At 57.2% G+C, this 22,474-nt stretch carries 17 protein-coding genes; 2 read left to right on the top strand and 15 right to left on the bottom strand.

Features of this window, described 5'->3' with window-relative positions:
- The 4 genes from ABRZ26_RS09405 to ABRZ26_RS09390 form a co-directional block, all read right to left on the bottom strand.
- On the bottom strand, positions 1-892 hold an 892-nt coding region (locus ABRZ26_RS09405; protein WP_319603991.1), incomplete at its 3' end, for a Tli4 family immunity protein.
- Positions 889-2,496, bottom strand: coding sequence for an esterase/lipase family protein (locus ABRZ26_RS09400; RefSeq protein ID WP_319603990.1), 1,608 nt, complete (start codon positions 2,494-2,496; stop codon positions 889-891). The genes ABRZ26_RS09405 and ABRZ26_RS09400, both read right to left, overlap by 4 nt.
- Before the next feature lie 585 nt (positions 2,497-3,081).
- The gene (locus ABRZ26_RS09395) at positions 3,082-5,514 is read right to left on the bottom strand and encodes a formate C-acetyltransferase/glycerol dehydratase family glycyl radical enzyme (protein ID WP_319603989.1); all 2,433 of its coding nucleotides are present in this window, start codon (positions 5,512-5,514) and stop codon (positions 3,082-3,084) included.
- Positions 5,515-5,518: 4 nt separating this feature from the next.
- Positions 5,519-6,418, bottom strand: a complete 900-nt coding sequence (locus ABRZ26_RS09390; RefSeq protein ID WP_319604007.1) for a glycyl-radical enzyme activating protein — start codon at positions 6,416-6,418, stop codon at positions 5,519-5,521.
- Positions 6,419-6,563: 145 nt separating this feature from the next.
- On the opposite strand from ABRZ26_RS09390, the gene fsa reads away from it, so the two are divergent.
- Positions 6,564-7,226 (top strand): fructose-6-phosphate aldolase, encoded by a 663-nt coding sequence (fsa, locus tag ABRZ26_RS09385; RefSeq protein ID WP_319603988.1) that lies wholly within the window; start codon positions 6,564-6,566, stop codon positions 7,224-7,226.
- Between the two features lie 984 nt (positions 7,227-8,210).
- A complete protein-coding gene (locus ABRZ26_RS09380) occupies positions 8,211-8,957 on the top strand; it encodes a DeoR family transcriptional regulator (protein ID WP_319603987.1) in 747 nt (248 codons plus the stop codon).
- Positions 8,958-9,017: 60 nt separating this feature from the next.
- Here the strand turns inward: ABRZ26_RS09380 and ABRZ26_RS09375 are convergent, their stop codons facing one another.
- From ABRZ26_RS09375 to ABRZ26_RS09325, 11 genes are all read right to left on the bottom strand, one after another.
- Entirely contained in the window at positions 9,018-10,397 is a 1,380-nt protein-coding gene (locus ABRZ26_RS09375) for a carbohydrate porin (protein WP_319603986.1), read from the bottom strand.
- A gap of 147 nt (positions 10,398-10,544) precedes the next feature.
- Positions 10,545-12,464 (bottom strand): FAD-dependent oxidoreductase, encoded by a 1,920-nt coding sequence (locus ABRZ26_RS09370; RefSeq protein ID WP_319603985.1) that lies wholly within the window; start codon positions 12,462-12,464, stop codon positions 10,545-10,547.
- A 456-nt stretch (positions 12,465-12,920) separates the two neighbouring features.
- Positions 12,921-14,099, bottom strand: coding sequence for an acetyl-CoA C-acetyltransferase (locus ABRZ26_RS09365; RefSeq protein ID WP_319603984.1), 1,179 nt, complete (start codon positions 14,097-14,099; stop codon positions 12,921-12,923).
- Positions 14,100-14,254: 155 nt separating this feature from the next.
- Positions 14,255-15,235, bottom strand: a complete 981-nt coding sequence (locus tag ABRZ26_RS09360; RefSeq protein WP_319603983.1) for a SphA family protein — start codon at positions 15,233-15,235, stop codon at positions 14,255-14,257.
- Positions 15,232-16,584, bottom strand: coding sequence for an MFS transporter (locus ABRZ26_RS09355; protein ID WP_319603982.1), 1,353 nt, complete (start codon positions 16,582-16,584; stop codon positions 15,232-15,234). The genes ABRZ26_RS09360 and ABRZ26_RS09355 overlap by 4 nt, the downstream gene beginning before the upstream one ends.
- Before the next feature lie 49 nt (positions 16,585-16,633).
- A complete protein-coding gene (locus ABRZ26_RS09350; protein ID WP_319603981.1) occupies positions 16,634-17,278 on the bottom strand; it encodes a CoA-transferase in 645 nt (214 codons plus the stop codon).
- A complete protein-coding gene (locus ABRZ26_RS09345; protein ID WP_319603980.1) occupies positions 17,275-17,940 on the bottom strand; it encodes a CoA transferase subunit A in 666 nt (221 codons plus the stop codon). Before ABRZ26_RS09345 ends, ABRZ26_RS09350 begins: the two co-directional genes overlap by 4 nt.
- Positions 17,941-17,942: 2 nt before the next feature.
- Complete coding sequence (locus tag ABRZ26_RS09340; RefSeq protein WP_319603979.1) at positions 17,943-19,112, bottom strand: thiolase family protein; 1,170 nt, start codon at positions 19,110-19,112, stop codon at positions 17,943-17,945.
- Positions 19,113-19,142: 30 nt separating this feature from the next.
- Positions 19,143-19,982, bottom strand: a complete 840-nt coding sequence (locus tag ABRZ26_RS09335) for a beta-keto acid cleavage family enzyme (protein ID WP_319603978.1) — start codon at positions 19,980-19,982, stop codon at positions 19,143-19,145.
- Between the two features lie 177 nt (positions 19,983-20,159).
- Positions 20,160-21,155, bottom strand: a complete 996-nt coding sequence (locus ABRZ26_RS09330; RefSeq protein WP_319603977.1) for an enoyl-CoA hydratase/isomerase family protein — start codon at positions 21,153-21,155, stop codon at positions 20,160-20,162.
- A gap of 387 nt (positions 21,156-21,542) precedes the next feature.
- Complete coding sequence (locus tag ABRZ26_RS09325) at positions 21,543-22,469, bottom strand: LysR family transcriptional regulator (protein ID WP_319603976.1); 927 nt, start codon at positions 22,467-22,469, stop codon at positions 21,543-21,545.
- Positions 22,470-22,474 lie beyond the last annotated feature (5 nt).

Here is a 22,474-nt window from a genome sequence, read left to right as displayed (position 1 = left end):
CGTTGCCTTCCACCAGCCACTCCTCGCCATACAGTCCGTTGATATTGCGTGCGCCTTTTTGCAGCGTGTTCCCTTCCGCCGCCGCGATAATCTGATTTATTTCCGCGCCGCGCTCCAGCAGCGAATCCTTTTCCCGATTAAAATTATCGGTATCAAGGTTAATCACAATATTAGGGTACTCTGGCGATGTATAACTCAGGGTTACCTCCTCCTGTTGGTAATAATCCCCATCGGCAATAAACATATTTGGCCCGCAAAAACCCGGCCGGTCAGGAATATCCGTTTCATTACGGCCTTTAATCCGTTTTAGCAACTCCACCAACTCAATCATTTTCTGAGGAACCGAATTTCGATAAACCTCGGGAAGTTGCTGCCGGTCTTTATCGTAGCGGGATGCGGTGCCATTTTCGGCCTCCACCTCCACTTCTACCGCCACCCCGTTGGTATACAGATGCGCTTCCAGTATTCGCGCGGCATCCGGCACTGATTTATCTTCATTGCGTTCAAAAATCACCCCGACCATACCCGCGGGCAGAGGGAACTTACGTTTTAAAAACGGCATATCCAGCGGATCAACGGTTTTCTCTCCACTTAGCTGCGCTTCGCGGCGGCGGATTTTCTGCTCAAACGCCGGCGGGTATATACGCTGGGTTCTTATCGGATGGTCGTTGATAAATGCTCTCAGCACTTTATTCCTTAATGTAAACGACGCCGGTATATCAATCAGATAGCGCCCCACGCAGCGCGTTTGCATCGTCGTTAAAAAGGTCTCCACCACCGCTTCCTCCTGTTGCGTCAAATCCTGTTGCGGCGGATAAGGCGTCATCCACCGGTAGATGCCATAGCCCGCCGCCAGCGCCAGCAGCGCCGCCATAACCGTTGTGCGTTTCATTGGCCGCCCTGCGTCGTGTGTTTGATAGCCTGCGCGATCCTGACGATCGCCCGTAGCGTAAATAAGCGTGCTTTCTCATCCTGATAGGCGGGTTCATGCTCGACCGCCACCTGACAGCGCGAACGCAAATAGCCGGAGGGTATCCGCCCCGAGCGCAGCGGCACCGTGCCGTCGCCGGCTTCAGTGGGCGGCAGCAGCCGGTAGGTTTGCCGCACGCCGCTGGCCCAGCCTTCCCCGCCAAGCGGCGTGGCGACCTTGCGAGTCACGCCTGTTTGCTCCTCCCCCACCACCCGGGCATCAGGCGCATGACGCATCCGGCCCTGGTTCATCCAGCTTTCTATCGCCGGCGTTTCCGCGCGCCAGCATACGTCGCCGTAGGCCGGATGCGCGCTGGCGGCGCTGTAAAACGCATAGGTATTGGGGTGATATTTGCCTGACAGATTCTCGATAAAAGCCTTCACCTTGTTGTCAAGCATCTTGGCATACGTTAACCAATCGCTATTTAATTCCCCCTGCGTACGGCGGCTCCCTGGATTAATCAGCCGCTCATCGCACAACCCCCACCATTTATCTCTCACCAGATAGATTTCAGAATAGGGATCTTCTTTCGGGTAAAAACTGACATTTTCGCCGTCCAAAATTTTTAGCCAGCGCATACCGTAATCCCGTCCGGGCAGCAGTTGCAGCGGCCCCGGCGCCTGCGACAGCACCGCCGTCATTTTCTTCCCATCGTCGCCCAGCACCTGCGCCGCCGCCCATGACAGATAATTCCCCTCCGGATATTCCGTACCCGCCTTCATCCGCCGGTAGGTGGCCGCCGCGCCGCGGGCCGGCATCACCCCATGCACCATTCCCAGCACGCGGTCTCTGCCGCCCAGGCATTCGCTATAGTGGCGCGCCACCAACCCGCCCATCGAGTGAGTCACCAGGATCACCTTTTCGCAGTGCCAGCCTTTGCTGTGATAAAAATTGATGGCTTCGGTGATTTTTGCACCGAGGCGTTCTGCCGACTGGGCATTAGATTCCAGCCAGTTATAGCCGACGGCAAAAACGGGGAACAGATAGTTATAGCTCTGCTTCACTTCCTCTTCTTGCAGCGCCAGCTCGCCGATTTCCGCCGCCAGATCCCGACCCACCAGTTGATGACGCTCGCCCATGCCATAGGCGGAAAAGTCATTCAGCGCCGCCTGCAACCAGGCCAGAAACGGCGCATAGCTGGTATAGGCCACGCTGCCCCAGCCGCGCTGGCGCCGGCTGCGCAATAAAAACTGCTCATTACCGGATTCGTCGACCTTTCCGCCATCATCCACCACCGTTTTTCCCGGATTTAAGTGCTTTTTTCTTTTTTCCGCGCTGGCGTCGAACCACGTTAGCGCGATCCCTGCCGCGCTATCCAAACGCCACACAGCGGTATTGTTATCGGCGTTTTTCAAATTACTGCCCATCACCCCGGGAATAAAAAATACCGGGATCATCCGCGTCGGATAAACCTGGCATTGCTGCGTGCGGTAGCAGCCCTTCGGATAGCTGTACAGGTCATAAATGGCGTTGCCGCCGTTATCAAACGTCGGATAGATTTTGATGATTTTCGACGGGTCTAACATTATTCCATGTCCCCTTGCAAACAAGCTTTCATCCTCGCATGCGGCGCGGCATCGCCATTAATGGGTAACCGGTAGCGTGAAGTCGGCGGGCGGGTGGAGGTGATGCGTTCCATGCTGTTCCTTGCCATATCCATTAAGAAATTTCAGGAGCGGATTATGCCGAAAAAACAGACGACAAGACAAGTGAATTTTGATAAAAAATCTATAAATATTCCTTAAAAATCAAATTATTGAAAATAAAACAATGAGCAGAGTTATTATTTAAAATAAGGTTTTTTAAGAAATAACCTTGCATTACATCTGAATACGTCGCCACCTTCCTATGCCTCATTCCCGCGCACAAAAACATCGGGAATGTTTTTGAACGCCGCTTGCGGCGGCCCGAAGGGCGAGCCCCAGGGATGGGGCGAGTAACCGGGAGTCAGCCAATGGCGGTTTACGGTTCAGTAGGCGATTCCCGCCTACTACTGCGGGAATGACTAAGCGTAGCGGAGGATGACAATGGCGTATTACAGGCTTTATCAACAGCCTGACGCCCGCTTTCGCAGGCGTGACGAGTCAGTGAAGAGTCCTCTGAGCGACGGGTTACAGCGTATGTTCGGTACGGGCGATAATATCGTCCTGCGTATCGGGCGACAGCGCGGTGAAAAACGCCGAGTATCCCGCCACGCGCACCACCAGGTCGCGGTATTGGTCCGGATGTTTTTTCGCGGCTATCAGCGTGTCGCGCGAAACGATATTGTACTGAATATGCCAGCCCTTATGCGCTTCGAAGAAGGTGCGCAACAGCGCCATCAGCTTATGGCGATCGTTGTCGTTATCCAGCGTTGCCGGGTTCAGCTTTTGGTTCAGCAGCACGCCGCCGAGGATTGAGCCGGTCGGCAATTTGCCGATAGAACTGATGACCGCCGTCGGCCCCAGATGGTCGGTGCCGGACGCCGGGCTGGCGCCTTCGGCCAGCGGCGCATGCGCCTTGCGCCCGTCCGGCGTCGCCATGGTCGCGGCGCCGAACGGCACGTTGGCGGAAATGGACGAGGTGCCGGCATAATAGTCGCCGCCGATCGGCCCGCGGCCGTAACGCGGGTTATGGTAATGCCGCAGCTCATTAATATAGGTTTGATAGGCGCGCACCAGCAGTTCATCGACGCTGTCGTCATCATTGCCGTATTTCGGCGCCTGATTCATCAGACGCTGACGCAATTGCTCATTGGCCGTGCCGGCGAAGTCGCTGTCAAGCGCCTGCGCCAGCTGTTGCTGACTGACAATCCCTTGTTCAAAGACCAGTTTTTTCACCGCGGCCAGACTGTTCCCCAGGTTGGCGATGCCCACCTGCAAGCCGGAAACCCAGTCATATTTCGCCCCGCCCTGCTTGATGCTTTTCGCACGTTCGATGCAGTCATCCACCAGCGCCGAGCACAGAATATCGTGCGCGTTCTCTTCGAGCACGGTATCGACCACATACTCGATTTCAATCGATTTGCGCGTGTAATACCGGATCTGCGCGTCCCACGCCTGCATGACCTGCTCAAAGTTCTCGAAGCCGCCCTGCGACAGCCGGCGCGTCTGCGGCAGGAACAGATTGCCGCTGGTGGCGTCGCGTCCGCCTTCGAGCGCCGCCAGCATCACGCGGGCGAAGTTGATAAAGCTCATACCGGTGCAGCGATAGCCCCACTTGCCGCCCACCGCGGTTTCAATACAGCCAATCGCGGCGTATTGATAGGCGTCTTCCACGGCAACGCCCAGACGGATGAACTCGGGAATGACGATTTCATCATTATTGAAAGCCGGCATGCCGAAACCGCAGCGGATCACCTGCACGCAGGCGTCGAGAAAATCGTCGCTGATGCCGGCATGGTAGCGCACGCTCAGGTTCGGCTGGGTCGAGCGCAGGCGGCCGCAGGACTCCAGAATGGCGTAGGAAAGCGGATTAACGGCGTCCGTCGGCCGGCCGTCAATCAGGTTTTGTCCGCCGATGGTGACGTTCTGATAAAGCGGGCTGCCGGCGGAGGCTTTCGAATGCGAGCCGGAACGGATCTTGTTGACCTCAAGCAGCTTCAGCCAGCAGCTCTGCAACATTTCGATGGCGCTCTCGCGCGTCAGCGTCTGTTGCAATTCCACATCGCGGCGATAATACGGATACAGATACTGATCCATGCGGCCGAAGGAAACCGAGTGGCCGTTGGATTCAATCTGCAACGCCAGTTGAATGAAATAGCACAGCTGTAGCGCCTGATAGAAGGTTTGCGGCGGCCGATGCGCAATCCGATCGCAGTTTTCCGCAATCAGAAACAGCTCCTGGCGGCGGGTCTCGCGCGTCTCCGCCGCAGCCATTTTTCGCGCCAGCCCGGCATAGCGGTGAATGTGCCGGCTCAATGCCTCCAACGTGATGTCGATCGCTTTCAGAAACTGTTCGCCGTGCAAATCGTCCAGTACCGTCAGGTTGATGCGCGCACGACGCTCGGCGACTTTCTCGCGCAATCCGTCCAGCCCTTTTTCCAGCAGCAGCGGGAAATTTACCGCCAGATGCGCGTCGCCGGAGGTCATATTGCCTTCCGCTTTGATGATGCCGCTCGCCAGCAGCGCTTTTTGCTCGTCGGTAAACATGCCGTAGCAACGATCCTGCACGGTCTGCCCCCGCCACCACTGGCAAATCTGATGCAGCACGCGCTTGTTCTCTTCGCTGACCGAGAACCCCGCGCCGGGGCGGTCGGCCAACTCGTCGATTTCCTTTTCAATCCAACTGACGGTGTACTCCGGGAAAATCGGCGCGGCGCGCACTTCGCCGGCCTGATTGCCGATGATCAGTTCATCGTGCTTAATCCAGATTGTGCGCTTGTCCAGGTGGTCGGCCAGCGCCATCGCCCGGCGCACCGGCAGCGGCTTGTCCATATTTTCCTGATAGACGCGGGTATAATGCTGAGCGCGCTCCGTACACACCGGCGGTTTCACAATATGAATCAACGCGTTTTTATGCGCTTTAATGCGCTCGCTCAACATGGTCAAATTCAGGGTGGTCATAGTGCTATCCTCTCAAGGTGACTTTCAGCCCTTTTGCCTGCGCGTAATGCTGCGCAAAAGCCAGTAATTCGGGATCGTTCAACGGCTTGTCCGCCGCGAGATAAGGCTGGTTTAACAACACATACTTGTTCATGCCCAGCGTGTGGTAGGGCAGAAAATGAATATCGGCGACCTTTAATTCGTCGGCGGCAAAGTCGGTAATCGCCCTGATCGCCGCTTCATCGGCATTGAAATTCGGGATCAGCGGCACGCGAATGACGAGCTGTTTGCCGGCGCGCGCGACTTTCTTCAGATTTGCCATCACCCGCCGCGCCGAACCGTCCGTCCAGGCGCGGAACACCCGCTCATCCACATGTTTGAGATCGGCCAGAAAGAGATCGGTATAGGGCAATGAGGGTTCGATATAGGACCAGGGCACATGCAGGCAGGTTTCCACCGCGGTATCAATGCCCTCAGCGCGGCAGCGCCGCAACAGCGCGCCGGCGACCTCGGGCTGCATAAACGGCTCGCCGCCGGACAGCGTCAGACCGCCGCCGCTGCGCTGGTAAAACGGCATATCGCGCCGCACAACAGCCATAATGTCATCCAGTTCGATCGCCTCGCCGCACACCGTCAGCGCCTGCGTCGGGCAGCAGTTTTGCAGGCGGTCAACATCCGCCTCCGTCAGCCGTTCCCGAAAAATAACCAACCCTTGCGCGGTATTTTCAATCACCTCCGGCGCCGCGCGTCTGCAGAGATCGCAATCGGCCATACAGAGACGGGCGTCAAATAACAGATCTCTTTTTCTGGAACGACTTTCCGGATTCTGGCACCAGCGACAGCCCAACGAGCAGCCTTTGAGAAATACCACGGTTCTGATCCCCGGGCCGTCATGTGTCGAGTAGCGCTGTATGTTGAAAATCATCATATCGATCCGCTATATTTTCTTCATATGAAGATTAAATAGATTTCGAAAGAAATGTATTTTGATTTTTATCAAAAGTTATTCGCGTTTTTGATTTTATACTGAGCAAAATTAGCGATAACTCACATTTTCTGAGGATAAATCGATGGAACTCTATCTCGACACTGCCGACCTTGACGCCGTAAAACGTCTGGCGCGCATCTTCCCGCTCGCCGGGGTGACCACCAATCCGAGCATCATCGCCAGCGGCGGCAAACCCGTCGCGGAGGTGCTATTGGCGCTGCATGAATTACTGGACGGCGAGGGCCGCCTGTTCGCCCAGGTAATGGCGCAGACGGCGAAAGGCATGGTGGAAGACGCCAAAAAGCTGCATGCCGTCGCCGGCAATGTGGTAGTGAAAGTCCCGGTGACCGCGGAAGGTCTGGCCGCTATCAAGATCCTGAAAACAGAGGGGATCCCAACATTAGGCACGGCGGTGTATGGCGCGGGTCAGGGGCTGTTGTCGGCGCTGGCGGGAGCGGAGTATGTCGCGCCTTATGTCAATCGCATGGATGTTCAGGGCGGCGACGGCATTCAGACCGTCACCGATCTGCAAAAGCTGCTGTCGCTGCACGCGCCGCACGCCAAAGTGCTGGCGGCCAGTTTTAAAACCTCGCGTCAGGTGCTTGAATGTCTGCTGGCGGGTTGCGAAGCGGTCACGCTGCCGGTTGACGTGGCGGAACAGTTTATCTCCGCCCCGGCGGTCAAGGCCGCGGTGGAAAAATTCGAGCACGACTGGAAGCAGGCGTTCAATACCACTCTTTTATAGGCCGTTGTGGTTCCCGCGCCCCCTCTTCGCAGGGCTGTCTCTTATACACAAATGCGGGAGCGCTGATGGGGTTGGCTGTTACGCGGCGTAAAAAATTATGCTGAGGAGATAGCAGGCTTAGGATGAGCCGCATGGACGCGGCGAAAGCTTGCGCCACGTCGGGAACGTGTCGCAAGCGATCCGTTAAGCCTGATACCGACGAAGGCACCGCGCAGCGGCATAATTTAGCCGCAAGCCCGGGTTCGTAGGGTGGTGGCGCTTGAACCACCCTGCGTCGGGCGCGTACTGCGACATCGCAGAGAAATGACGGCCTTCTCGCGCACGAAATAACACTGAGCCTACATATACCGTTATCGGTAAATATGTGACTAAGAGACAGCTTCGCAGGTGGAGGAGCTAAGCGGTTCCCTCCCCTGCGAAGGCTGTCTCTTATACACAAATGCAGGGAGTCATAACGGATTTTCCCTTTAACTCGGCGTGAGAAATTATGCTGAGGTGGACTTGACCGCCGAGTGAGCAGCAGGGATGCTGCGAAAACCAGTGCCGCGTCGGACAAAAACGTCGGGAGCGTTTTTGAACAGCGCTTGCGCTGGCCCGGTAGGGCGAGTCTCAGGGATGAGACGAGTATTCCGTCACTGGTGGCTCGAATAGCGGTCATGGGCGCCGAGGGTACCGCGCCAGCGGCATAATTTCAGCCGGAAGCCAGGGTTCTCAGGGCTGCGGCGTCTGAGCGCCCTGAGTCGGGCGCGTGCATCGACGTGCCATAAAAATACCTTTCTTTTCGCGCACGAAATAACACTGAGCCTACATATACCGTTATCAGTAATATTTGTGACTAAGAGACAATTGTCAGGGGGAGTAGCTGACGCCCTCCCATGCGAAAGGGAAGATCGGGCGGGAATCACTAACGGCAAGGTTTCGAACTTTGCCGGCAAACGCGGTATAGTTGCTTTTATTTCTTTCACTTTTTGCTATTTGGCGGCTATGAACACTCGGCAACAAAATATTATTCAGTTGGTGAATGAACGCAAGAGCGTCAGCGTCAGCGAGCTGGCGCAGATATCCGGGGTATCGGAAGTCACTATTCGTCAGGATCTCAACGCGCTGGAGCGCAGTAGTTACCTCAGGCGGGCGCACGGTTATGCGGTTGCGATAGAAAGCGATGACGTCGATGCCCGCATGCAAACCAACTTTCAATTGAAAAAATCGCTGGCCGATTACGCCGCCGCCCTGATTAACGACGGCGACTGCGTGTTTATTGAAGGCGGCAGCACCAACGCGCTATTGGCGCGCAATGTCGCCGAGACCAAAGAGGTCACCATCATTACCGTCAGCCACTATATCGCCCATCTGCTTAAAGATACCGACTGCGACGTCATCGCCCTCGGCGGCCTGTATCAGAAAAACAGCCAGTCGGTGGTCGGGCCGTTAACCCGCAGCGGCATCCAGCAGGTACACTTCCATAAAGCGTTTATCGGTATTGACGGCTACCATCCCGAGACGGGCTTTACCGGCCGCAACATGATGCGCTGCGACGTCATCGATGCGGTGCTGAGCAAGGACATCGAGACGATCGTGCTGACCGACTCAAGCAAATTCGGCCTGATACAACCCTATCCGTTATCCAACGACCATCAGGTCAGCCGGGTGATCACCGATACCCTGCTGCCGCAGGAATATCGCGACAAGATGGCGGCGCTGGATATCAAACTCAATCTGGTTACGGAATAACGCCGTTGAGAGCAGGGCGACGGGCGCGAGAGAGCAGACTCCCCCGCGCCTGCGACGACGTTACAGCCCGAGCAGCTTGTCCAGCATCACGTTCAGTTGCAGCCAGAAGGTATAGCCGTCCTCCGGCTTGACGTTGGAATAGACGTATTGCCAATTGCTGTTATTCCAGACACGGGAGCCGGTCATCTGCAAATTAATCTCCGGCGTCAGCATAACGGAGGCGTCGATGCTCAGTTGATACTCGTTGCGCGGCGCCTGCCACCCCGTTCCGCCCAGGGCGTTGAACATATCCTGTGAGTAGCGTTGTCCCCCTTCCGTCAGCCGGCCCCAGCGGAAAGTCAGCCCGTAACTGTCGTGCGGACGACTCTGCCACGGCCCGGACCAGATCAGCCCGACATCCGCCAGCGTGGACGCCCCGGTGTAGGCATTTGATTGCAGGGTCTGCGTGACGCTGCCGTGCAGGCTGATGGCGCTGGGCGACGGATCTTGCGCATCGGCGCCGCCGTCGCGCCGCCACAGGGCTTTCTTGGCGGTAAGGTAAACGCCGGAAACGCCATCGCGGCTACGCGCCGCGGCGCTGCCGTCGTACACTTTGGACGTCCCGTTCACCGTATAGTAGATGTCGTCGTATTCCAGGAAATTATGAAACGCCATCGCTTCCCAGTTGAAGGGATAGGGTTCCTGCCGCCAGTTGACGCGCCGCGCCACATTGGCGACCAGCAAGGTGTTGCCCGACTTATAGTCATCGTCCCACCTTTCCCAGCCGTTGGTGAACGGGAACGCCTGATAGGTGCGCCAGACGCCGACATTGGATTCCAGCGCCGGCGTAAAGCGGTAGCCGATGCGCGCGCCCCAACCGGCATAAGGCGCCGGCCCGAACACCGCCGTTTTATTCAGGATGGTGTTCACACAGGACGACTGGATATTACAGTTGGTGAAACCGAAGAACTGGCCGGGGTTGCTTTTACCCAGCTCGATCGACAGCCGGTCGTCCAACAGCTTCTGTTCGTAGGTGAAACGCATCAGGTGCGCCGTCTTGGGAATATAGGGCGGCGGGTCGCCGGCCAGCATCCCGCCGACTTTGTTGCCATATTCCAGATTGTGGGAGAAAGGCACCCACAGTTGCAGGAAGTGAATATTGCCGCCGGGAATAAGTCCCATCTGATCCAGATTGAAATCCGCGCCGGCGAAAAACATCGTATAAGTTTGATGTTCGTCCGTGGTGGTTCCGGCGCTGGGGTTGCCCAACCAGAGCTGGGACGCGAACAGATGCGGCGTAATGCCGCGATCCGCCAGCCATGTCCCCGCGTCGGACAGCGGACGGCCCGACTGCTCCGCGTCATCGGCGGCAACCGCCGCGCCGTTCGTCAGCATCATGCCGGACACGACGACGCCGACGGACAGCATTCTCATCCACATATTATGATGTGTTATTTTCATTATGTTATCTCATTGAAAGCAATGAGACGGCGCACGGTAATTATTCCGCTGGCAGCCAGCGTTAATTATTTTTTACCGCGTTGTTTCCGCCTCTGGTTTTTATGAATGCGGCGCAATCTGCGCCGCATGGCTGATTAGCGATATTGCTTATTTTTTCACGGCGAGTTGCGCCGCGTGCTCGCCGGCGATACGCCCGGAGTTGAGCGCAAAACCATTCGCCAACCCCTGATAAGGCGGGTAACCCGGTACGCTGTAGAAACCGGCCGCGTTGTTGCCGACCGCATACAGCCCCTCGATAGGCTGAAGATCCGCATTGGTGACCTGTAAATCGGCGTTCACCCGCACGCCGCCCAGGGAACTGAGGCTGACCACTACCGCCTTAAAGGCATAGAAAGGCCCTTTTTCGACGCCGTAGGCCAGATATTCCGCCTTCTTGCCGAAGTCCTTATCCTGTTTGCCCTTCACATGGCCGTTATAACGCTCGACGGTGGCTTGCAGACGTTCAGGCGCGATGCCCATATGCGCCGCCAGTTCGGCAATGTCCTTGCCCTTGAGGATCGATTTGCTGGTTCCGCCTCTGGTGCCTGCCTCCGCCAGCGCGACAAAGTCGCCGGGTTTGGGCGGGTTGGCCGGCCCGGCTCCCGACAGCGGGAACGGCATGGCGTTTTTGGTGAAGGATTGCAGCGTCGGGGTATCGACGACGATGTAATAATGGCCGCCGACGGAATAGGCGACGTTGGCCCAGAACGCGGTATCGTAGATATGGCCCTCGTCGGCGAAGCGTTCGCCGACCACATCCACCCACAGTAGCGGCGATTTCAGCAGCCAGATCAGCGGGCTGTCCAACGCCGCCGCCGCGCCGCCGCCGTGATGCGCCCCTTCCGAAGGCTCGATGTCGACCAGTTGAGCTGCGTGGATCAAGGCGGATTGCATATCCCATTTCGCGCCGCCGGCCTGCCAGGCCATTTGCAGCCCTTCCCCCATATTGGGCCATGCCAGCGGGAAAATATTCGCCGTCAGCATCGCTTCGTCCAGCATCTTTTTATTGGCGCCGAAACCGCCGCTGGCCAGAATCACCGCCTTGGCGTGTACGGTTAATTTGCCGCCGTCCGCTTTTTCCGCGATAAGCCCGACCACTTTGCCTTGATCATCCTGAATCAGCGATTTGCCGACGGTCTTGGTCAGCACTTTGCCGCCCAGTTTGGCGAACTCGTCGTACAGCGTTTTATAAGCCGCTTCGCCGCCGTTTTTGATGCGGTGATACACGTCCGATTTAATCGGATCCTCCAGGTGCGCCTGCTGTACCGAACTCAGCTTGGCGTCGCGCGTGGTCTCCACGATCTCCAACTCCACGCCGTGCTTGATCATCCAGTCGACCGTCGATGCCGATTTATCGACAATCCGCTTCGTCAACGGGCCGTTGGACAGATACTGGTTATATTCCAATAGCCGCTGCGTCAGCTCGGCGGCGGTATATTTCATGCCTTTCGCTTTTTTCAGCGAAGACTCCACCGCGGTAAAACCGCTGGCCATCCGGCCCGCGCCGCCCAGCACCGGCATTTTTTCAATCACCAGCACCGAGACGCCCTTTTCCGCCGCGGCCAGCGCGGCGGCCGTGCCGGATACGCCGCCGCCCACCACCACCACGTCAACGCGGGTTTCCTCATCCTGCCCTTGTTTCGCTACTTTTTGCTGATAGCGCGCGACGTCCGCTCCCGCCTTAACCAGCGCGTCGGCGACCGCTTTCTTCACCGCGTTGCTGGTCATGGTCGCGCCGGTCACGCCGTCCACATTCAGACTCTGGTGTTCGACAATCGCCTTACCCACTTCCGGGCCGGCCTTGCCGCCCAACTCCGGCGTTTCCTTACTGGCATCCACCGCGATATCCTTGATGACGCCCTGCGCATCGACGGTGACCGTCACGCCGACTATCCCCTCGTTGCCTTTCTGCGCGGCGCTGTATTGACCGGCGGTAATCGCGGCCTGCGCCGATCCCAACATGCCGCACGCCAGTAATATCGCGGTAAGTCGCCGTTTATAGGTGCTTCCCTTGCTTTTCGTTATCATAATTTCACCTTTATAGAGATAGCTTCAGACTGCCGACAAAGTTATGCGCTTTGCCATTCCAAACTCCCTCCCCCTGCGAAGGGGCTGTCTCTTAGTCACATTTTTATGCGGACTCAGAGGCAGTTTCGTGCGCCACAATGCCGCCATTTCCATGCTACGTCGTAGCACGCGCCCGACATAGGGGGCCCAAGCGCCAGCCCCCTATGAACCCGGGCTTGCGGCTAAATTATGCCGCTGCGCGGTGCCATCGGTGTTCTTGACCGCTATTCGAGCCGCCAGTGACGCGTTCCCGACGCGGCACTGGCTTTCGCCGCATCCATGCGGCTCACTCGGCGGTCGAGTCCACCGCTGCATAATTTTTTACGCCGCGTAACAACCAACCCCGTCAGCACTCCCGTATTTGTGTATAAGAGACAGCCCTTGTCAGGGGGAGGCGCTAACAAGTGGGTAGTCCTGCTACAGGCGTTCCACAATCACCGCCACGCCCTGCCCGCCCCCCACGCAGAGCGTCGCCAGCCCCAGCGTTTTATCCCGGGCGGCCAGCGCATGTAACAAGGTCACCAGAATCCGGGCGCCGGACGCGCCGATCGGGTGGCCCAGCGCGATCGCGCCGCCATTAACATTGGTTTTATCCATGTCCAGATTCAGTTCATGGCCGACGGCGACAAACTGGGCGGCGAAAGCCTCGTTGGCTTCCACCAGATCGAGATCGGCGACCGTCAACCCGGCCCGGCTCAGCGCCTGCCGAGTCGCAGGCACCGGACCGATCCCCATCACCGCGGGATCGACGCCGCTGACGGCATAGCTGCGGATGCGCGCCAACGGTTGAATGCCATGCTGCTTCGCCCATGACTCGCTCATCACCACCAGCGCGGCGCCGCCGTCGTTAATACCCGACGCATTGCCCGCCGTCACGCTGCCGGCGGGATCGAAGGCCGGCGACAGTTTTGCCAGGCTTTCCGCCGAGGTCGTCGTTCGCAAATGTTCATCGACCGCAAACAGCGTGTCGCCCTTTTTGCTTTTCAGCGTCACCGGCACAATCTCCTGCTGAAATGCGCCGCGCTCAATGGCCGCCGCCGCCCGCCGCTGGGAAAGCAACGCCGCGTCATCCTGCTCCTGACGGCTGATATGGAACCGCCTGGCGACGTTTTCCGCCGTCACCCCCATGTGATAACGGTTGATGGCGCAGAACAGTCCGTCGTTGACCATACTGTCGGTTACCGTCTGGTCGCCCATACGGTATCCCCAGCGCGCCTGATTCAGCAGATAAGGCGCCGCCGACATATTTTCCATGCCGCCGGCCAGCACCACGTCCGCATTACCGGCGGCAATGCTTTGCGCGGCGAGGATCACGCTTTGCAGCCCGGAGCCGCAGACCATATTGATGCTGGTGGCCGGAACGCTGTCCGGCAGGCCGGCTTGCAGCAGCGCCTGGCGCGCGGGGTTTTGTCCCAGCCCCGCCTGAAGCACATTGCCGAAAATCACTTCGTCGACCGCCGACGGCTCCAGCCCCGCCCGGCGAACCGCCGCGTCCATCACCAATGCGCCCAGTTGCGGCGCGCTAAAGGCGCTCAGACTGCCGCCGAATTTGCCGATTGCCGTACGTACCGCACTGGCAATAACAAGTGATGTCATATCATGCCTCGTTATATTTATTTAATAAGAGAGACTCTTCACATTAAAATTGATTCGACATAAAACCCGATTAATTACCGAATAACAAAACACATGGCCTTATTTATCTTTTCCTGGGAAACACCCTTCGCCATTAATATTAAAAATGCCGATATTCAGTGAAACTGCATTAACGGCATGCTGAATCCCAGGTGAAAGAACGATACGTCCGCGTCATTCTTTGCCCGCAGCGAAAATAACATCCGGGCATTTATCGAGAACGCGCCGAAATCATAGGCGAGCAGCGGCCCGGCCAGCACATGCTCCGCTTTATTTCCTTCGCCATAAAACCCCGGCACCGCAGAGACCTTTTTTCCATCAATCTTATCGTCGGTAATTTGCTTGGTATAATTTCCAATAAATCCCAGCGTATAATTATTGATACGTTTGGCGACGGTCATATCCAGATAATAAGTCATGCCTGAACGATATTGAGTAGTCTTATTGGTGGTATTAATATCCAGCAGATTATTCACCGTAATATTCCAGCCATCGGTCAGATAGGTTAACGCCAGGTTCGGTTCCAGCGTCCAGTAATCATTACCGATGGCGGTGGAGGATTTCACATGACGTCCGGCCGGCGCATCGTAGGCGTAGCGGAATTTTCCGTTATCGGCATAGACCGTCAGTCCGGTTCCCAGATGATACCCGCCGCCTAAATCCCATGACAGGATCGCCGGCGTAATCGACGTGTTGACCAGACCGCTGCTGCTCACGACGTTACTGCCGTATTCATCGCCGATCCGCGTGCGCGCCCATTTATACGGTTGCGCGACGGCGGCCGCGTAGCGCGCGCCCAGCACTTCCCAACCGGGAACCCAAACCAACGCCGCCACGGAACTGACGTTCGATGCCTTGATGCGCTGTCCGGTCGGCGTTCTGGCCGTCTCGCCGCGTTCATTCTTCAGTTTCCCCTTTTCATAAGCGACATCCGTCATCAGATACAACCCCGGCGGCGGCAATGCGCCGGCGGCATTTCCCGTCGTCGCGCCGGGTTGCAGCGGGCTGATGCCTTCAGCCGCGATGGCGTGACCGGCCAGCGCGGAGAAACAAAGCGCCAGCGCGCGCATGCTATGCTTTGTAATCAGGTTCATCATTCACCCCCGACGCGTTCTGCGGCCGCACTGATATCGACCGGATTCACATCGATCAGCCAAATCAGCACCAATGCGACGGCGCCGACCCCCACCAGCAGCAGATAAGCGCCGGTATAACCGCCCAGGTAGGCCAGTCCGAATGCCAGAATGGAGAACGCGAAACAGCGCACCACCGATTGAATCGGATGGACGATGCCGATGGCGCGCACATAGAGACGACGAGGAAACTTGCTGGCGATCAGCGCGGTGCTCAGGTTGGTGGCGCCCGGCAGGCTGAAGCCGATCATCAGCAGGGAGATCCACAGCATCACGGTATGGTGAGCGAACAGGTTGATCACCACCGCCGCCATCCACCAGAGGGTGTACACCAGCAGCGCCCGTTTAACCCCGATCCGGTGGTTGAGCCAGCCCCAGCCGTATGCGCCCAGCGTGCCGAACAGCGCCGACGCGGACATATAGAAAATGGCGGTGTTTAACTCATAGCCCATCTCCATCAACCGGGGAACGATCTGACTCACCACGCCCACCAGCATGATATAGATGGCGCCGGTGGCGATACCCATAAACCACACGTCGCGCATGCCCAGCAATTGCCGGATGCTGAGCGGGCAGACATAGCTGTCGTGCTCGCGTACCCGCGCGCCCAACTCGGCGGCGGAAAGCCGTTCATTATCCGGCGCCAGGCCGATATCCTCAGGCTTATTGGCGACCAACAACGCCACCAGTATCGCCATGATGAACATCATCGCCGAGATGCCCCAGAAGCCATGCCGGATCCCCAGCCAGACGAATAGCGCCGCCAGCGTCGGGACGAAAAACGCGCTGGAAAAGGTCTGCCCCACCGTACACCATCCCAGCGCCAGCCCCGCCTTACGCACGAACCAATTGGTTATAATGGCCGTGCCGCCGACATAGGCGAATCCGGTGCCGAAGAAACAGACCCCGGCGAACAGCAGCGTGAACCCCACCAGCGATCCGCTCGATCCCAGCAGACCGAAACAGAGTCCGCAGGCAAGCAGGCAGAAGATGACGTTGAATTTGGCCCCTTTTTTTTCGCACAGCCAGGCGCATATCGGTCCGGCGGGAATCGATGCCCAGGAAGCCGGCGTCGCCAGCGCCAGCAACGTGCTGTAGTCCAGATCGTAAGTCTGCGATAGCGCAGGCAACATCACATTCAGGCCGTGAGTCACCGCCCCGGCGGCAATCCAGAACATTAGCGCCTGTAAGATGATGATGATCCAACCGCGAGAACCAAAACCATTGCGATCGGCGGCTGAAGATTGCGTATCGTTGTTGATGGAACATGCAGTCATTTTAGTTAATGCAATATTGTTTTTTTGCCCTGTCATAAAGTGTGCTCCCACGGCGCGAACAGGATAATGCGCGCTGGCGCCGTTATTAGGCCGGCATAATCGTCAACCGCTCGGCGACGATCAGCCGGGGTTCGACCTGTTGTTGGATCGCTTCGGGCGTCATTCCTTCCAGCAATTCGACCAGCATCAATCCATCGCGCGTGACGTCAATCACGCACTGTTCGGTGACGATATGGTTCACACAACCTTTGCCGGTCAGCGGATAACTGCACGAATTCACGATCTTTGGTTTGCCGTCCCTGGTACACAGCTCCATGGTGATAATCACTTTGCGGGCGCCGTTCACCAGATCCATCGCGCCGCCCATGCCGAATACCCGGCCGGGTTGCGCCCAGTTGGCCAGATCGCCGTTCTCCGCCACCTGCAATCCGCCCAATACCGTCGCCGCCAGTTTGCCGGAGCGCACCAGCGCGAAGGATTCGGCGCTATCGAATGCGCAGGCGCCAGGCACCGGCACAAAGCGCAGCGCGGTGGCGTTGGAGAAACCTTCCACCGCCAGCAGCCCGTCGACCAGCGGCCCCATGCCGACCAATCCGTTTTCGGTGTGGAACATCACGCCGGGCGGCGCATAGTCGCTGCACAGGCTGGGAATACCGATACCGAGATTGATGACGTCGCCGTCCGAAAAATATTGCGCGGCGCGCCGGGCTATCCTGTCACGCGCGTTCATGGCCGTTCTCCTTGCATTGTCAGAATCTTGTCCACATAGGCGCCGGGGGTGATGATGCGATCGATGTCGAGTTCATCGACATCCACCAGCATGTCGGCGTCCACCAGCGTCAGGCGGGCGGCTTTGGCGACCAGCGGATTGAAGTTGCGCATAGTGCCGCGATAGGTCAGGTTGCCCAGCGGATCGGCGGTGCGGGCGCGCACCAGGCCGATATCCGCCTGTAGCGCCGTTTCCAGCAGATAGCGTTCGCCGTCCGCCAGCACGGACTGCTTGCCCTCCTCCACCATCGTGCCGATGCCGGTTTTGGTCAGCACCCCGCCCAGCCCCGATCCGCCGCAGCGCATCCGTTCGGCCAGGCTGCCCTGCGGCACCAGTTCCAGTTCGATTTTTCCGGCGGCGACCAGCGCCACCGTTTCGGTGTTGCGCCCGATATGCGACGCGATCAGTTTGTCCACCAGACCGTGATGAATCAGGCGGCCCACGGTAAGATCCGCGTCGCCGGAATCGTTGGATATCAGGGTGAAATGCCGCGCGCCGCTGTCGATCACGCACTGAATCAGGCGGTTCGGCACGCCGTGATTAGCGAAACCGCCGCACATGAGCGTTTGTCCATCCTGAAACAGGCCGGTGATCTCATCTATTGAAGCGAATTTTCCCAGCATCGTTATTCCCTCGTCAGCAGAACCGCAACGCCCTGACCGCCGCCGACGCAGAAAGTAATGACGGCGTTGTTCAGTTGACGGCGCTGCATGTCGTAAACGGCTTTGGCGGCCAGAATGGCGCCGCTGCCGGCCAGCGGATGGCCGAGCGCAATCGCCCCGCCGTTCGGGTTAACCCGCGCCGGATCCATGCCGATATCGCGGATACAGGCCAGCGACTGCGCGGCAAAGGCTTCATTCAGTTCCCACAGATCGATGTCCTTCACCGCCAGACCGGTTTGTTTCAGCAGTTTGGCGGTGGCCGGCACCGGCCCCAGCCCCATAACATTGGGATCGACCCCGGCGGCGGCATAGCCGCGGAATACCGCCAGAACCGGCAGTCCCTGCGCCTGCGCCAGCGAACGTTCCATCACCACCAGCGCGCCGGCGCCGTCGCTCATCGGCGAGCTGTTGCCCGCGGTCACGATGCCCTCGTCGCAAAAACAGGGGCGCAGGGCGGACAGCGCGTCCAGCGAGCAGTCGGGACGCACCGACTCATCGCGATCAATCACGATTTCCCGCCCTTTCCTGTCCGGTATAGTCACCGGCGTCACCTGCCCGTCGAAGCGGCCTTCTCGCCAGGCGGCGGCGGCCAGTTGATGGCTGCGCAGCGAAAATTCATCCAGTTCCCGGCGGGTGAGTTCATAGCGCCGGGCGATGTTTTCCGCCGTGACGCCCATCGACGGATTGCCCAGCCGGTCCGGCGAGGTGTGAATATCCACAAAGCGCGGCGGCTGCACCGAATAGGCGATTTCCGTTTTTTCCAGCGACCAGGTGCGTCGGGAATCACTCTCCACGCCCCCGACCACCACCGTTTCGGCAAAGCCCGCCATGATCTGAATCGCGCCATAGGCCAGCGCGTTTAACGAGGCGGCGCACTGCCGATCGAGCGTAATGCCCGGCACCGTGATGGGCAGCCCGGCTTCCAGCGCCGCCATCCGCCCCATGTTGTTGATTTCGTGGTTCATTAAGTTGGCGAAGATGACATCATCAATGCTCTCCGGGGCGATACCGGCCCGGCGCACCGCCTCTTTCACCACCTGCGCGCCCAGCTTATGCGCCGGCACCGGCGCCAACGCGCCGCGACACCTGCCGATCGGCGTACGAACCGCCGCAACAATCACTGCTTCTTTCATAATCTTTTCCCGCTGTAACCGCATGGATAACTACAGAGGACGGATCCCCAGTATTTTTCTGGCGCTGGCCGGCGTGGCGACCTGTTTGCCAAACAGACGAATGGCCTGTGCGGCGCGCTCGACCAGTTGCGGATTGGTGGCTTTTACCCCTTTGCTGAAGTAGACGTTGTCTTCCAGACCGACCCGCACATGGCCGCCCAGCGCCAGAGCGGCGAACAGGATCGGCAAATGATGCTTGCCGACGCCAAAGGCCGACCAGGTGGCGTCTGCGGGAATATGCGCGACCAGATAGTTCAGGTTCTCGATGGTGGCGGGCATACCGCCCGGTACGCCGAGACAGAATTGATAATGCAGGGGGGACGACAGTTTGCCCTGCTCGGCAAAGTAACCCGCCACGCCGAGCATGCCGCTGTCGAAGATTTCCACTTCCGGTTTGATCGCCCGCTCGGTGAGGATTTCGCCCAGCTTGCCGAGGAACTGCGGAGAGTTGATGAACACGCCGCCGGGCATCCAGTTAAACGAGCCGGCATCCCAGGAGGCCATCTCAATGCCTTGCAGACGGGAAACGTGTTCCATCCGTTGCGCGTCGCTGGCGCGATGATCGCCGGAGGTGGTGCAATTGATGATCACGTCGCAGTCCTGGTAGCCGCGCAGCAAACGGAGGGTTTCGGCGAACCTGTCGCAGTCCATGGTGCCTTGTCCCTGGTCGTCGCGCATATGCAGATGCACGATGGCGGCGCCCTGTTGCCAGCAGCGATAAGCGTCGGCGGCGATTTCTTCCGGCGTCAGCGGGATATGTTCATTGATCTCTTTTGGCGTTACCGCGCCGGTCAGCGCGGCGGAAATGATAACGTCGTTGCCTGTGTTCATGGATTTTCCCCGGTCATGGATTTTATAGTTTTAAATCAAAAGGTTGACCACTTACGTCCGCTATTTTGACGGCGGCGGGGCCGCCGCCGCGCGCTATCTGGCCGGGTGACCGTAGGGACGGCCACCGTGGATGCAATGGCGAGGACGTATACAGCGCCTGTGAAGGCCGGTTGACGCTTACTTGATTTCGTCTTCTTCCTGACCGCCGTTGATACGCGGACGAATGACCTTGCCTTTTTTCTCAGCGGCCTTGACCAGCTCCGCCTCTTCATGCGCCCACAACCAGTAATTGGCTTCGTGCGGCGAGTGTTCCGTGGCGGTAACGAACATTTCGGTGGCGAAGGCGTTACGCAGTTCGTTGGCGATGTCTTCCTTCCAGGCTTTGCGCAGTTGCTGAGTGGTGATGCGGCGAGTCACGCGGGTGCCGGTGCGCATAATCAGTTCGGCGATTTCCCAGGCGCGGTCATAAGCGGCTTCCGTATCGGGACAAATTTCGTTAACCATCCCGAGGGAAAGCGCCTTGCGCGCGGTGATGATTTCGCCGGTCAGTTCGGCGTAGGCATAACGCTTGCGTCCCATCAATTCGCGCCAGGCGATTTGGATACCGTCGCCGGGTACCATATTGACGCGGAAGTGCATTTCCGTGGTCCATGCATCCTCGGTACACAGGGTGATATCGCTGAACAGCACCAGATCGGTATGGAAAGCCGCGCCGTTCCATACGCCGATGGTCGGCACCTCGACGTCGAACACCTGCCCTTCAATGTCATTGGTGCCGTCATAGTACTGATATTCATACATTTTCCACGCTTCATCGGGCGCGGAGGAGAACTCGGTGGCCGGCAGCCAGTTGCCGTTTTCATCCAAGCGGCCGATGCCTTTCATAAAATCCTTGCCGGTGCCGCCGAGGATGATGATTTCGTTGTCCGGGTCTCTGCCGGCCCAGTCGAAGAAATAGTGCAGCGCCTGATGCGCAGGCGCGCCCCATTGCAGGCTATCGCCATTGGTATGCAGGCGGGCTTCCAGGATGCCGTTCTGCCGCTTCATGGTGAAACAGTGTTTGAGTTTTTCCGAATACTCTTCGAAAGGCATATGGGGGATGGTGCCTAACTCCTTGTGTGACATTTCTTTACGTTTTCCGGCATCGGACTCATAATTGGCTTTAATCACCATGATTTATTTACTCCTGTCTCTCTTTATTGGCATTTATTAGAAACAACGTCGATTTAAGTGATGTCATTCACATTTCACCTCTGATGTTTCCCGACAATAAAAACCTAACACCGGCCCGATATCGGTAGAAATTCTTTTTATTTTTACGGTTATGCATTTTCAACATAGCCATTGAATATAAAATGAAAATAAATTAATTTACCCTTAAAAAACAAGGGAAATAACGGAAATTAAAACAAAAATTGAAAATATAAACAGACAAAAAACAGCGTGCCAATAGCGTATTAATGAGACATTAATCACATTTAATTAATGTCGATTAAATTTCACCTATTGGCGCTATTTTCAGACGACGGGAAGTTGAGGGTGGATAAATTAATAAATAATTTATCCGGCGAATTCATTTAGCGGGAAAGTATTCCTTTCATGTAAAAAACATTTAAATTCATTTAAAAAAAGAGAAATACAGGGATTAGTATTTTTATTATCCCAAACCAGTTCCAGGTTAAACCAGTAATCCTGCTCCAGCACATCCAGTAATACGCTGTTGGCGCCGAGTAGATAGCCGCGATGCTTCGGCATCAGCAAGGCGACCCGATCCCTGAACTCCAGATTAAAACAACAGGTTTTGAGATTGGGATACTCTTTATCCAGTTTAAAATCAATGTTATAGCAATCGAAAAAGCGGGTACTGTAGGCTTCGGACAACAAAAAATCTCGGGGATCGATGCGAATGATCGGCCATTCGCTCACTTCCCGCAGCGACACGCGTCCCCGCCCGGCCAGCGGATGATTTTTATTGACCGCCACGCATATCGGATCGGTTTGAAAGGAGAGTGAGTTAAACTTTTTATTTTCCAGAAAGTTAGGCCGCAATAAAAAGCCCAGATCGCAGGTGTGTTCTTCCAGCAGCAGCAAAGCTTCATCCAATTCGCTATCACGACACTCGACGGTAATATCCGGGTGGTTGCGCTGGAACAGGGTTAACAACTCCACCAGCACGTTCTGGATCGCTTCGCCCAGAAAGGTGATGGTCAGCCGGCGTCGGCTTTTGCCGGTAAACGCGTTAACAATGGAGACGGAACTCTCATATTGCTGAATCACTTTACGCGCTTCCACCGACAACAATTTCCCGGTCGAGGTCAGCTCAACGCTGTGGGTATCACGGCGGAACAGTTCAGCACCGAATTGTTCTTCCAGCGATTTCATATGACGGCTTAAAACCGGCTGGGTGATATTCATTTTCTGCGCCGCCCGACTGAAGTTAAGCAATTCCGACAACAGAATAAATTCGTATAACAGCTGCATTTTCATCGCAA

It is taken from the genome of Brenneria sp. L4-2C, from assembly GCF_040240335.1.
In the GTDB taxonomy this organism is placed as follows: domain Bacteria; phylum Pseudomonadota; class Gammaproteobacteria; order Enterobacterales; family Enterobacteriaceae; genus Brenneria.
The sequence above is the reverse complement of the archived record's forward strand: the minus strand, read 5'-3'. Positions and strand labels throughout refer to the sequence as shown.

Excerpts from the sequence above, each read along its gene's own strand:
- ABRZ26_RS09400 (WP_319603990.1), bottom strand. The coding sequence starts at position 2,496 with ATGTTAGACCCGTCGAAAATCATCAAAATCTATCCGACGTTTGATAAC.
- ABRZ26_RS09395 (WP_319603989.1), bottom strand. The coding sequence starts at position 5,514 with ATGACCACCCTGAATTTGACCATGTTGAGCGAGCGCATTAAAGCGCAT.
- ABRZ26_RS09390 (WP_319604007.1), bottom strand. The coding sequence starts at position 6,418 with ATGATTTTCAACATACAGCGCTACTCGACACATGACGGCCCGGGGATC.
- fsa (WP_319603988.1), top strand. The coding sequence starts at position 6,564 with ATGGAACTCTATCTCGACACTGCCGACCTTGACGCCGTAAAACGTCTG.
- ABRZ26_RS09380 (WP_319603987.1), top strand. The coding sequence starts at position 8,211 with ATGAACACTCGGCAACAAAATATTATTCAGTTGGTGAATGAACGCAAG.
- ABRZ26_RS09375 (WP_319603986.1), bottom strand. The coding sequence starts at position 10,397 with ATGAAAATAACACATCATAATATGTGGATGAGAATGCTGTCCGTCGGC.
- ABRZ26_RS09370 (WP_319603985.1), bottom strand. The coding sequence starts at position 12,464 with ATGATAACGAAAAGCAAGGGAAGCACCTATAAACGGCGACTTACCGCG.
- ABRZ26_RS09365 (WP_319603984.1), bottom strand. The coding sequence starts at position 14,099 with ATGACATCACTTGTTATTGCCAGTGCGGTACGTACGGCAATCGGCAAA.
- ABRZ26_RS09360 (WP_319603983.1), bottom strand. The coding sequence starts at position 15,235 with ATGATGAACCTGATTACAAAGCATAGCATGCGCGCGCTGGCGCTTTGT.
- ABRZ26_RS09355 (WP_319603982.1), bottom strand. The coding sequence starts at position 16,584 with ATGACAGGGCAAAAAAACAATATTGCATTAACTAAAATGACTGCATGT.
- ABRZ26_RS09350 (WP_319603981.1), bottom strand. The coding sequence starts at position 17,278 with ATGAACGCGCGTGACAGGATAGCCCGGCGCGCCGCGCAATATTTTTCG.
- ABRZ26_RS09345 (WP_319603980.1), bottom strand. The coding sequence starts at position 17,940 with ATGCTGGGAAAATTCGCTTCAATAGATGAGATCACCGGCCTGTTTCAG.
- ABRZ26_RS09340 (WP_319603979.1), bottom strand. The coding sequence starts at position 19,112 with ATGAAAGAAGCAGTGATTGTTGCGGCGGTTCGTACGCCGATCGGCAGG.
- ABRZ26_RS09335 (WP_319603978.1), bottom strand. The coding sequence starts at position 19,982 with ATGAACACAGGCAACGACGTTATCATTTCCGCCGCGCTGACCGGCGCG.
- ABRZ26_RS09330 (WP_319603977.1), bottom strand. The coding sequence starts at position 21,155 with ATGGTGATTAAAGCCAATTATGAGTCCGATGCCGGAAAACGTAAAGAA.
- ABRZ26_RS09325 (WP_319603976.1), bottom strand. The coding sequence starts at position 22,469 with ATGAAAATGCAGCTGTTATACGAATTTATTCTGTTGTCGGAATTGCTT.